Genomic DNA, 12,255 nt, shown 5'->3' with positions numbered 1-12,255 from the left:
GCCCAAAATCGGAGCGGCATCACCTGAAGAGCAAAATCTCAGGCCAGGCTGTCTATTTCCTCGTCCGACAGGTTCTGCGGCACGACAGTCACCGGGATCGGGAAGGCGGCACCCTTGCCGGCCACGGCGCCGACCAGCGGCCCCGGGCCTTCCTTGCCCGCACCGGCGGCCAGCACCAGGATGGCGATGTCCTGGTCTTCCTCGATCAATTTGTGGATCTCTTCCGTCGGCTTGCCTTCGCGCACCACCATCTCGGGCTCGATGCCGAGCTTCTGGCGCACCTTGTTGGCATAGCTGTCGAGTGCGGCGCGCGCCGTGGCGTTGGCTTCCTCGCGCATGATCTTCTCGACACCCAGCCAATGCTGGAAATCGTCCGGCACGATGACATAGAGCAGCACCAGCGTGCCGCTGGTGCTCTGCGCCCGTTTCGAGGCATAGGCGACGGCGCGCTCGCATTCCGGCGTGTCGTCGATGATCGTCAGGAATTTCCTGCGATGGCCGGCTTCGCGGCTGAGGCGTTTGGAGACCATGTCTATCTACTCGGTGTCGTGCGGCCGCAATCTGCCACTGCGGGGGACCGGCGGCAAGCCGCCGGCCTTGTGCCAGTGCACCCGATGTCGCGATCAGCCCTGCAGCAGGCCGATAATGTCGCGCACCGTCTTCATCGTCGCTTCGGCCAGCACGCCGGCGCGCTCGCCGCCATCCTTGAGCACCGCGTCGACATAGGCGCGGTCATCCGAAATGCGGCGCATCTCGCTGGCGATCGGCGCCAGTTTTTCCACTGCAAGATCGGCCAAGGCCGGCTTGAACACGGAAAACTGCTGGCCGGCGAATTCCTTGAGTACATCCGCCTTCGACATCTCGGCGAGACCCGCATAGATGCCGACCAGGTTCTCCGCCTCGGGCCGGCCGGCCAGGCCGTCCAGCTCGCTCGGCAACGCTTCCGGGTCGGTTTTGGCCTTGCGAATCTTCTTCGAGATGTCATCGGCATCGTCGGTCAGGTTGATGCGCGACAAATCCGACGGGTCCGATTTGGACATTTTCTTGGAGCCGTCGCGCAGCGACATGATGCGCGCCGCCGGCCCACCGATGACCGGCTCGGTCAGCGGGAAATAGCCGTTCACGGTCTCTTCGCCGACCTGCATCTCGACGCCGATGCCAAGGGCCGCGATGCGGTCGGAGAAGTCGTTGTTGAATTTCTGCGCGATGTCGCGTGTGAGTTCCAGATGCTGCTTTTGGTCCTCGCCCACCGGCACGTGGGTGGCACGGTAGAGCAGGATGTCGGCAGCCATCAGCGAAGGATAGGCTAGCAGGCCGAGCGACGCGTTCTCGCGGTCCTTGCCGGCCTTGTCCTTGAACTGCGTCATGCGGTTCATCCAGCCGATGCGCGCCACGCAATTGAAGATCCAGGCGAGCTCCGCATGCTGCATGACCCGCGACTGATTGAAGACGATGTGCTTCTTCGGGTCGATGCCCGAGGCCAGGAACGCAGCGGTGATCGACCGCGTCTGGTCGGCTAGGTCTTCATGAACGAGTTGAGCTGTCAGCGAATGCAGGTCGACGACGCAATAGATGCAATCGGAGGTGTCCTGCAGGGCGACGAATTTCTTGATGGCGCCGAGATAGTTGCCGAGGTGCAGATTGCCGGTCGGCTGGACACCGGAAAAGACGAGTGGCTTGAAGGCGGTCATGATTGTCCTCATGGCTTGTGGAGGGCCGTATAAGTGTGATTCCGAAAAGTTGCAGACTTTTCGGAGCCAATCACGCGGCTGGAAACCGCGCGCGGCGAAAGTCTTGCGACGGCGCGCTTATGGACGAGAGCGGTGAGAGGATCAAGAGGCCATTGGGCCTTGGAGCAGACTACAAGGAACAGAGACAAGAAACCGGGAGTGTCTCAGTTTGAAATTTGAAATATGCAAAAGCACCTATATGCTTCGCGGAAAGCAGGGGCCGGAGACTTGGCGCGAGTTTGGAAGATTGTACGCCACGGGGCGCCCGATCAATGGGAGGATTCCATCCCAGAGAAGTCGCTGGCCGAAGGGCAATTAGTCGTGCTTCTATCGCGGCTAGCCGCGAGCCATCTGCCACCCGTCGCCACGACCCCATTGCCACGAAACGCTCCGCGCTTCACTACGTCGCTCACTGTCAAAAACGACCGCTTTGGCAACAAGCACTTCATCATGTACGCGAGCGGCAGCCGGGTGCATTACATAGCGACCTTGGAGGAGACGCCTTGAATGCCCACCGGATCTGAAGGTCAGAAGCGCCCCGCCGGCGTGGTCGGTATGCAAGAGGCACTGCAGCGCAGGCGCAGCCGCGAGACGCCGCTGGAGACCGCGGCACGGCTTCGGGCCGAACTCGGAATTGAACTGAGGGGGCAGGCGCGCAACACCTTGCCACCCTCCGTCTACGACGAATTGTCTGGAGAAGACTAATGTTTGTCGAAGCAGCCGCTATCGTCGCAATGAGGGGTGGGACATTGCAATAAATTCCGGCTCACGGATCTGGAGACTGTTCCCTAGTCGGCGGCGATCCTTTCCGTCCGACATTGCGCCGGATCATCCCGAAATCGGCGCCGCCGGTGGCAAACGCGGTGATGAAATAAAGCAGCGCCCCACCGGCAACCAGCGACAGCAGCGTCGCCGCCTTGACCACCAGCGGCGAGCCCGGCCCAAGCCTGATGGCGAACCAGTGTTCGGCAAAATAGAGCGCAGCGCCCATCACCACGGCGGACAGCACCAGACGTGGAATGCGCTTCATCAGCGGTACGTCGCGGCCCCAATGGCCGCGCCGGATCAAGACGCCGAGCAGCATCACCGCGTTGACCCAGCCGGCGACGGCCGAGGCCACCGCAATGCCGGGCGCCCCCATCCGTGGAAACAGCGTCAGCGCCGTGGTGACGTTCACCGCCACCGAGATGGCGGCAAAGATCATCGGCGTGCGCGTGTCCTCGCGGGCGAAATAGCCTGGGGTGAACGCCTTGATCAGCACGAAGGCCGGCAGGCCGAGGCCGAAGATCGCCAGGATCGCCGCCACCGTCGGCGTCGATCCGTTGGCGGCGAACGCGCCGCGCTCATAGACCAGCCGCACGATCGGCTCAGACATCACCCAGAGTGCCGCGGCTGCCGGCAAGGTCAGGAACAGCGTGAACTCGACCGAGCGGTTCTGCAGATTGGCCGCCTCGATCAGATTGCCCGACTTCAGCGCCCGCGACAGTTCGGGCAACAGCACGATCGCCACCGCAACACCGACCACGCCGAGCGGCAACTGGTAGATGCGGTCGGCATAGGCGAGCGAGGACACCGCGCTGTTCTGTGCCGAGGCGATCGCCGTGCCGATCAGCTGGTTGATCTGGGTGATGCCGCCGGTGATGGCCGCCGGCAGCGCCAGGATCAGCAGCCGCTTGACCGCGGGCGTCATTTTCGGCCGGCGGAAGCCGATCGAGATGCCGGCGTGGCGCACCGCCACCCAGACGATCGCCAGTTGCACCAGTCCGGCGGCAAGCACGCCCCAGGACAGCCCGTAGCCGACGGTGAGGGCATCCGAGCCCTTGTACCAGGCATAGGCGAGCACGCCGATCAGGATGATGTTGAGGAACACCGGGGCCACCGCGGCGGCGAAATAGCGGCGCAGCGAATTCAGCATGCCCGCCATCATCGCGCCCAGCGACATGCAGATCAGATAGGGAAACATGATCGTTGCCAGCGTCACCGTGGTGTCGAACTTCCCCGGCGTGCCGGCAAAACCCGGCGCCACCAGATAGCGCACGATCAGCGGCATCGACAGTTCCATGATGATCGTCAGCGCCAGCAGCGCCGTGAACAGCACGCCGAACACTTCCTCGGAAAAGCGCTTGGCGCCTTCGGTACCGTGGGTCTCGATCTCCTTGGCGAACAGCGGCACGAAGGCGGCGTTGAAGGCCCCCTCGGCAAACAGCCGGCGAAAGGTGTTGGGAAACTGGAAAGCGGCGTTGAAGGCATCGGCAACCGGTCCGGTACCGAGTGCAGCAGCCATCAGCATCTCGCGGCCGAAACCGAGCGCGCGGCTCATCAGCGTGCCGGAAGCGACCGTTGCGAATTTCTTGACGAGGCTCATGCTTTTGGGAACTGCCTGCGCAATTGGGACAAAGTGATGGTCGTTGTCACTCGGCCGCCGCCCTGGGCTTGCCGCCGCGTTCGGGCACGATGCCTTCGAGCGTTGCCATCAGCCGATTGCGGATGGTGGCGATGCGGGCCGGGCTATCTATCTTCTGGCCAGTGAGATCGGTGACATAGAAAGTGTCGATGACCTTTTCGCCGAAGGTGGTGATGTGGGCCGATGCGATGTCGAGCGACAGGTCGGAAAGCGTTCCGGTGATCTCCGACAGCAGTCCCGGCCGGTCGAGGCCCTCGACCTCGATGACCGAAAAACGGTTCGACAGCGTGTTGCGGATTTCGGCACGCGGTGGGATCTTGAACACCTTGGAGCCGCGCCGCGGCTTGGTGCGCTTCTCGATCATTTCCGGCAGCCAGCTCTTGCCCGACAGCACGTCCTCGATCAGCCGGCCGACACGTTCGGCGCGCCGGCGCTCGTCCTCGTCGCGATCGAATTCTCTGCTGATCAGGATCGTGTCGAGCGCGCGGCCATCCGACGTCGTGAAGATCTGCGCGTCGACAATGTTGCCGCCGGCTCCGGCGCAAGCCCCGGCGATGACAGAGAGCAGGCGGGGGTGGTCCTGCGCCAGCACGGTGATTTCGGTCACCGCCTCGAACTGGTGGGTCTTGACCATGGTGGCAAGCTTGTTGCCTGACACGTCCGCTTCGCGGATGAACTCGGCATGGCGCAACTGGTCTGCGAGATCGACGGTCAAAAGGTAATTCTCGTAGTGTTGGCCGACATAGCGCTTGCGGGCCTTGTCCGGCCAGTCGGCAAGCGCCTCGGCCAGGCGCTCGCGCGCCGCCGCCGTGCGCTGCGCGCGCGACACTTCCGAAAACCCGCCGGTCAGCAGCAATTCGGTCTCGTAGTAGAGCGTGCGCAGCAGCTGGCCCTTCCAGCCGTTCCAGACACCGGGTCCGACGCCCCTGATGTCGCAGACGGTGAGGATCAAAAGCAGCTTCAGCCGCTCGACCGACTGCACGATCGCGGCAAAATCCTCGATGGTCTTGCGGTCGTTGAGGTCGCGGGTCTGCGCCGTCATCGACATCACGAGGTGGTTCTCGACCAGCCAGGCCACGGTTTCGGTATCGGCAGGCGACAGCCCCATATGCGGGCAGATCCGACGGGCGATCCTGGCCCCCGCCTCGGAATGGTCCTCCGGCCTGCCCTTGGCGATGTCGTGCAGCAGTACGGCGACATAGAGCGCTTCGCGGCTCTTCTTCAGGCTCGGCATCAGCGTGTGCGAGAGGGGGTGGACCTTTTCGCCGTCGCCGCGCTCGATCTCGGCCAGCACGCCGATGCAGCGGATCAGATGCTCGTCCACCGTGTAGTGGTGGTACATCGAGAACTGCATCATGGCGACGATCTTGCCGAAATCCGGGATCAGCTTGCCGAGCAGTCCGGCTTCGTTCATGCGACGCAGATTGAGTTCGGCATTGCGATCCGAGGTCAATATGTCGAGGAACAGCCGGTTGGCCTCCTCGTCGCGCCGCAGCGACTTGTTGACCAGGCCGAGCGAACGGGTCAGCAGCTTGAGCGCGTCAGGGTGGAATTCCAGACCGTGCTTGTCGGCGAACCAGAACAGCCTGAGCAGATTGACCGGATCGCGCTCGAACACCTGGTCGTCGGCGATGTTGATGCGGTGGTTGTCGACAATGAAATCGGAGGTGCCGGCCAGCTTGCGTTTGCGCCTGGAGAAAGTCAGGAAGATGCGGTTGAAGCCAGGAACGTGCTTGGCCTGCTCCTCCTCGAGCGCCGCGCAGAAGATGCGGGTCAGGTCGCCGACGTCCTTGGCAACGAGGAAGTAGTGCTTCATGAAGCGCTCGACCGCCGACAGGCCGGGGTGTGTGGTGTAGCCGAGCCGTTCGGCGATCTCGCGCTGGATGTCGAAATGCAACCGCTCTTCGGCCTTGCCGGTGAGGAAATGCATGTGGCAGCGTACCGCCCACAGGAAATCCTCCGCCTTCTGGAACTCGCGGTATTCGCCCTCGGTGAAGACGCCCTTGTCGACCAGTTCCTCGCCGGTACGCACCCGATAGAAATATTTGCCGATCCAGAACAGCGTCTGCAGGTCGCGCAGGCCGCCCTTGCCGTCCTTGACGTTGGGCTCGACCAGATAGCGGCTTTCGCCGGCCTTGGCATGGCGGTCATCGCGTTCGGCAAGCTTGGCCTGGACATATTCGGGGCCGGTCGTGCGCACCACCTCATGATCGAACCGCAGCATCAGTTCATCATAGAGCTTTTCCTCGCCCCACAGGAAACGTGCTTCGAGGATCGAGGTGCGAATGGTGACATCGGTGCGCGACAGGCGCAGGCATTCGTCGATGTTACGGGTGGCGTGGCCGACCTTCAGCCCCAGGTCCCACAGCATGTAGAGCATGTATTCGACTGTCTGTTCGCCCCACGGCGTCTGCTTGTAGGGCAGCAGGAACAGAAGGTCGATGTCGGATCCGGGCGCCAGCGTTCCACGGCCGTAGCCGCCGACAGCGACGACGGCCATGCGCTCCGCCGAGGACGGGTTCTTGACCCGGTAGACATGGGTGACGGCGAAATCGTAAAGCGCCCGGATGATCTCGTCCATGAGATGCGACAGCCGCGCCGCGCAGGCGCTGCCGCCGCCATCGTCCATCAGCATTCGTTCGGCAATGGCGCGCCCTTCCGCCAGTCGTCCCTTGAGCAGTTGGAGCACGCCATTGCGCGCGGCCTGCCCTGAGCCATCATCCGCCGTGGCCGCGGTCAGCGCGGTCATCTCGCGGCGCAAGGCTTCGCCGTCGATCAATTCGTCGAGCTTCAGGGAGATTCTTGCCATATATCCAGTCGGCCTTGCCGTTCGGCGGCGTCTATAGCGCGTTTTCGTGGCGCTGGGTATGGGGCGTTGAAAGCCGGTTCAAGACCCGGTTGAGCTTTGGCTCGGATAAGTAAATGGAATAACCATTCTCCGCTTCAGTCGACAGAAATCGACAATGCGCTTGCCTATCCGCCGAGCCTCGGCTTTGACCTTCGCTATGGCTGTCTTTCTGCGTTTCCCGGTCCCGGCGGCGCACTGGATATCCCGCTTTTCCCTGAGCAGGCTTGGCAATTGGAGCGCCCTGTCGCCAAGGAACTGATCTTGCGCGCAGAGCGCAGGAACAAGCTGATAGATTGTCTCGCCTCGCAAAACCGAAAACTCGGGGTTGAAGACAAGGTCGTCGACAGCGATGCCGATCTCCTCGGTGGCCTTGATCAGGTCGAGCGCGGTTTGCCTGGAGATGATGTAGCCGGCGGTTCCTATATGTCCAGCGTCGAGTTTGGATGTGGAAAAGCCGTGACCGATGTCAATGCGCTTGCGTCGGATCACGGTCTTGCAAAAATAGCTTTCGAGCTTGACGACTTCGGCATCGGCTGGAATCCAGTTGCTGTCGCGAAGCAATGCGCCGGCTTTCGCGGCAAAGACGATGTCGTCCTCGAAGATTGCCCCGTAGCGAGCGTCGCCTTGCGCTATGGCGGCCCAGCAGGCCCGGTGACTGAGCAGGCAGGCGATCTCGCCGTCAGTCAATGGCAGCCTGTTCCGATATCCGACATTTTGCGGCAGCTGGTCCAGGTCCGGCCGATCCCGTGCGTCGATGGCCTGAACGCGTTCGAACGGGACGCCGATGCGGGCAAACTCCGCCGTCACACGGGCAAGGCGATCGGGAGACCGATCGAGATTGATGACCAGACGCTTCATTGCCAAAGAAAATCTCACCCCCGGGACGCTCGCTCTCTAGCAGGCGTGGTGTTGCCGCGTGAGACTTTTTCTGGGGGAGGATGGACGCGCCGTGGACCGGAGAAGAAAAGTCGAAACAGCCCTTGACCTTCCAGTTACTGGAAGCCCTATCTCCACGTCACACGCCGATAAATCAAGGCATTTTCGAATGACGCATTCCGATCACGATCATCACGCGCATAGTAGCTGCTGCTCGACAAAAGGCGCCGTGCCCACCACGAAGAGCGTCGTCCGCGATCCGGTCTGCGGCATGACTGTCGATCCGGTCGCCGGCAAGCCGACGACCGAGCATGATGGCCATCCCTATCATTTCTGCAGCCAGGGCTGCCGCACGAAATTCGTCGCCGAGCCGGAAAAATTCCTGACGGCCACCGATCCGGTCTGCGGTATGAGCGTCGATCGCGCGACAGCCAGGCACTTTGCCCGCCACGAAGGCCAGGGCTTTTACTTCTGCTCGGCCGCCTGCCAGGCGAAATTCGAGGCGGAGCCGCAAAAATATCTCGGCGACAGGCCGGCACCGCAGCCGATGCCCAAAGGCACGCAATACACCTGCCCGATGCATCCCGAAATCATCCGCGACAAGCCAGGATCCTGCCCGATCTGTGGCATGGCGCTGGAGCCGATGGGCGTGCCGACGGGCGATGAAGGGCCAAATCCCGAGCTGGTCGATTTCACCAGGCGGTTTTGGGTGAGCGCTGTCCTTTCGGTCCCCCTTCTGATCATCGCAATGGCGCCCATGATCGGCTTGATGTTTGAAGGCCTGGTCGAGGACCGGACAAAGGTCTGGATCGAACTGGTCCTGGCAAGTCCGGTGGTGCTTTGGGCCGCCTTTCCCTTCTTCCACCGCGGCTGGGACTCGCTGGTCAACCGCAGCCCCAACATGTGGACGCTGATCTCGCTCGGCGTTGGCGCTGCCTATCTCTACAGCGTCGTCGCCACGCTGTTTCCGGACATTTTCCCGCATCAGTTCCGCGGCCATGGCGGTGCGGTGCCCGTCTATTTCGAGGCTGCCGCCGTCATCGTTGCGCTGGTCTTCCTTGGTCAGGTGCTGGAGCTGCGCGCCCGTGAAAAGACCGGTTCGGCGATCCGCGCCTTGCTCGATCTGGCGCCGAAGACCGCGCGGCTGATTGCCGCCGATGGTTCCGAAAACGACGTGCCCCTCGACGCCGTCAAGGCCGGCGATCGCCTGCGCATACGCCCCGGTGACGCCGTGCCGGTCGATGGCACGGTGCTGGAAGGGCGGTCCTCGATCGACGAATCGATGATCACGGGCGAGCCGTTGCCGGTCGAGAAGGTCGAGGGCGATGCGCTGACCGGCGGCACGCTCAACAAGAATGGTGCGCTGATCATGCGCGCTGAGAAGGTTGGCGCCGAGACGACGCTGGCGCGCATCGTCGAGCTAGTCGCCAAGGCGCAGCGCTCGCGCGCCCCGATTCAAGGGTTGGCCGATCGCGTTTCTTTCTACTTTGTCCCGGCCGTCGTCCTTGTCGCGATTGTCGCTTTCACCGCCTGGGCCGTGTTTGGACCCGAGCCCAGCCTGATCTTTGCCATCGTCTCGGCGGTGTCGGTGCTGATTATCGCTTGCCCCTGTGCGCTCGGCCTTGCCACGCCGATGTCGATCATGACCGCCACCGGGCGCGGAGCGCATGCCGGTGTGCTGATCAAGGAGGCCGCAGCACTCGAACGCTTCGCTTCCGTCGACACGCTGATCGTCGACAAGACGGGGACGCTGACCGAAGGCCGGCCGAAGCTGACCGATGTCGTTGCGGCAAACGGTTTTTCCGAGGAGGAATTGCTGGCGCTTGCCGCCGGTCTGGAGAAGGGGTCGGAGCATCCGCTGGCTGAAGCCATCGTCGACGGCGCCGCTACGCGCGGCGTGACAGTTGCCGAGGCCAGCGCCTTCGAGGCGGTCACCGGCAAGGGCGTGTCCGGTTCGGTCTCGGGAAAGACGGTCGCGCTCGGCAATGCCGCGATGATGGCCGACCTTGGCGTCGACATCGCATCCATCTCGGCCAAGGCCGAGGCGTTGCAACTCGAAGGCAAGACGGCGATGTTCGTCGCTGTCGACAAAAAACTGGCCGGCATCGTCGCCGTCGCCGACCCTATCAAGGCAACGACGGCCGAGGCGATCAAGGCGCTGCATGAAAGCGGCTTGCGGATCATCATGGCAACCGGCGACAATGAACGCACGGCCAACGCGATCGCCAGAAGCCTCGGCATCGACGAGGTCCGCGCCGGCCTGCTGCCGGAACAGAAGGCAGCCCTTGTCGAGGAACTGCGCGCAAAAGGCGCCGGCGTTGCCATGGCCGGGGACGGCGTCAACGACGCACCGGCCCTTGCCGCCGCCGATGTCGGCATCGCCATGGGCACCGGCGCCGATGTCGCCGTCGAAAGCGCCGGTATCACTCTGGTCAAGGGCGACCTCAACGGTATCGTGCGCGCCCGCACGCTGGCGCAGGCGACGATCCGCAACATCCGTCAGAATCTGTTCTTCGCCTTCCTCTACAATGTGCTGGGCGTGCCGGTCGCCGCCGGCGTGCTCTATCCGCTCACCGGCACGCTTCTGTCGCCGATGCTGGCGGCCGCGGCGATGAGTCTGTCTTCGGTGTCGGTGATCGCAAACGCATTGCGGCTGAGAACATTGAAACTCTGATCCAAGCCCCCAAATACGAAACCACTCAACAGGAGACCATGAATGACCTTGGCCAAAAAACTCGTGCTGCTGCTGATGGCGGCCGGAATGCTGGTTGCCGTCTTCCTCGAAAGCGTTCCGGCGCAGAGTGAGGAAATGAAACACGACATGGGCGCTATGGCGGCGGATGCGACCAGCCCTTCGACCGAAGGCTACAAGGCGGCGATGGACAAGATGCATGCCGACATGATGGCGTCCGACTATACCGGCAATGCCGACGTCGATTTCGTCAGAGGCATGATCCCGCACCATCAGGGTGCGATCGACATGGCCAAGGTCGAACTTGCCAATGGCAAGGACCCGGAAATCCGCAAGCTCGCCGAAGGCGTCATCGCCGCGCAGGAAGCCGAGATCAAGCAGATGCAGGCCTGGCTCGCCGCCCATCCGGTGAAGTAAGTCTTCAGCCATAGCCAGCGCGGCGAGAACGCCTCTGGATTTCTCGTCCAGCCTATGATGCGATCCAGCCCCAACTGGAGCCCGCCATGCCATCGACCATCAGAACCACCAAACTGCCCTCTGGCGAAGCAGTTCAGGTGCTTGGCCAGGGCACATGGAAGATGGGCGAGAATAACAATCGCCGCACCTCTGAGGTCAACGCCCTCAAGCTCGGCCTCGACCTCGGCATCACACTGATCGACACCGCCGAAATGTATGCCAGCGGCGGCGCCGAGGAGGTGGTGGCCGAAGCCATTGCCGGGCGCCGCGACGAGACCTTCCTGGTTTCGAAAGTTCTGCCATCAAATGCTTCGCGCGCGGGCGTGCAGCGCGCCTGCGAAAACAGCCTGAAACGCCTGCGCACCGACCGCATCGATCTCTATCTGCTGCATTGGCCCGGCAGCGTGCCATTGACGGAAACCGTCGCGGCCTTCGAGGCCCTGAAAAAGGCCGGCAAGATCCGCCACTGGGGCGTCAGCAATTTCGACACCGACGAGATGGAAGAGCTGACCTCCTTGCCCGATGGCGGCAGTGTCCAGGCCAACCAGGTGCTCTACAATCTGGTCCGGCGTGGCCTCGAATTCGACCTGGCGCGTTGGAGCCGGCAGCGCAACATTCCCTTGATGGCCTATTCGCCGGTCGAGCAGGGCGCGCTGGCGCGCAATGCCAGGCTCGACGCCGTCGCCGCCCGCCACAACGCCACGGCCGCCCAGATCGCCTTGGCCTGGGTGATGCATCAGGCCGGCGTCATCGCCATTCCGAAGGCCAGCAGCCAGGAGCACGTCCGCCAGAATGTCGCCGCGCTCGACATCAAGCTTACGCCTCAGGACATCGCCGATCTCGACCGTGGCTTTCCGCCACCGACGCGCAAACGCGGGCTGGAGATGATTTAGGCGCGCAGATAGCGAAGGCCCGTTCCGTCACACCCCCCTCTGTCCTGCCGGACATCTCCCCCGCAAGGGGGTGTTTGGACCGGAGACATCGCGAACAGGTGTGCGAGGACATCGCGAACAGTTTTGTCACTTATCGTCTGCAGAGGTTGAGGTCGACTGTTTCTATTTTCTGATGTCTGAAGAAGGCTTGGAAGACGCCGTCCTTGCCGGTGGGGGTGAAGGCCACGGCTTTCCCTCCAAATGCCTTGGAGAGGCGCAGGATGTAGCCGCACAAGGCGACGCGGCCCTCTTTCTGGACCTTGCGAACGATGGCGTCTTGTGGGTAGTCGAAAGCTTCGACGGCCTCGCAGAAGGAT

The 12,255-nt window shown here is 62.8% G+C and carries 9 protein-coding genes and 1 pseudogene; 4 read left to right on the top strand and 6 right to left on the bottom strand.

What is annotated here, in order from left to right:
* Positions 1-38 precede the first annotated feature (38 nt).
* Together NKJ00_RS11725 and trpS are read right to left on the bottom strand one after the other, a co-directional pair.
* A complete protein-coding gene (locus NKJ00_RS11725) occupies positions 39-530 on the bottom strand; it encodes a universal stress protein (RefSeq protein ID WP_013528063.1) in 492 nt (163 codons plus the stop codon).
* Positions 531-623: 93 nt separating this feature from the next.
* Positions 624-1,691 carry a tryptophan--tRNA ligase gene (gene trpS, locus NKJ00_RS11720; RefSeq protein ID WP_023811632.1) on the bottom strand — a complete coding sequence of 356 codons (1,068 nt, stop codon included), beginning with the start codon at positions 1,689-1,691 and terminating at the stop codon, positions 624-626.
* Positions 1,692-2,237: 546 nt separating this feature from the next.
* On the opposite strand from trpS, the gene NKJ00_RS11715 reads away from it, so the two are divergent.
* A complete protein-coding gene (locus NKJ00_RS11715) occupies positions 2,238-2,435 on the top strand; it encodes a hypothetical protein (RefSeq protein WP_050592693.1) in 198 nt (65 codons plus the stop codon).
* A gap of 61 nt (positions 2,436-2,496) precedes the next feature.
* Here the strand turns inward: NKJ00_RS11715 and murJ are convergent, their stop codons facing one another.
* The 3 genes from murJ to NKJ00_RS11700 all read right to left on the bottom strand — a co-directional run bounded on the left by murJ (position 2,497) and on the right by NKJ00_RS11700 (position 7,840).
* Positions 2,497-4,095 carry a murein biosynthesis integral membrane protein MurJ gene (gene murJ / locus NKJ00_RS11710; protein WP_023811635.1) on the bottom strand — a complete coding sequence of 533 codons (1,599 nt, stop codon included), beginning with the start codon at positions 4,093-4,095 and terminating at the stop codon, positions 2,497-2,499.
* Between the two features lie 46 nt (positions 4,096-4,141).
* Entirely contained in the window at positions 4,142-6,943 is a 2,802-nt protein-coding gene (locus NKJ00_RS11705; protein WP_023811636.1) for a [protein-PII] uridylyltransferase, read from the bottom strand.
* Positions 6,944-7,021: 78 nt separating this feature from the next.
* Entirely contained in the window at positions 7,022-7,840 is an 819-nt protein-coding gene (locus NKJ00_RS11700) for a glycosyltransferase family 25 protein (RefSeq protein ID WP_128302885.1), read from the bottom strand.
* Positions 7,841-8,027: 187 nt separating this feature from the next.
* Here NKJ00_RS11700 and NKJ00_RS11695 point away from each other — a divergent pair, with 187 nt between their 5' ends.
* The 3 genes from NKJ00_RS11695 (at position 8,028) to NKJ00_RS11685 (ending at position 11,899) form a co-directional block, all read left to right on the top strand.
* Positions 8,028-10,532 carry a heavy metal translocating P-type ATPase gene (locus NKJ00_RS11695; protein ID WP_128302886.1) on the top strand — a complete coding sequence of 835 codons (2,505 nt, stop codon included), beginning with the start codon at positions 8,028-8,030 and terminating at the stop codon, positions 10,530-10,532.
* Between the two features lie 42 nt (positions 10,533-10,574).
* Positions 10,575-10,967 (top strand): CopM family metallochaperone, encoded by a 393-nt coding sequence (gene copM / locus NKJ00_RS11690; protein ID WP_128302887.1) that lies wholly within the window; start codon positions 10,575-10,577, stop codon positions 10,965-10,967.
* A gap of 86 nt (positions 10,968-11,053) precedes the next feature.
* Positions 11,054-11,899, top strand: a complete 846-nt coding sequence (locus NKJ00_RS11685; RefSeq protein WP_128302888.1) for an aldo/keto reductase — start codon at positions 11,054-11,056, stop codon at positions 11,897-11,899.
* A gap of 130 nt (positions 11,900-12,029) precedes the next feature.
* Here NKJ00_RS11685 and NKJ00_RS11680 read toward each other — a convergent pair.
* Positions 12,030-12,255, bottom strand: a pseudogene (locus tag NKJ00_RS11680) (IS481 family transposase); the annotation flags it as partial.

This window comes from Mesorhizobium sp. M0227 (genome assembly GCF_040321855.1).
Taxonomy (GTDB): Bacteria; Pseudomonadota; Alphaproteobacteria; order Rhizobiales; family Rhizobiaceae; genus Mesorhizobium.
Note: the sequence above shows the minus strand (reverse complement) of the source record. Positions and strands in the feature narration are given on the sequence as shown.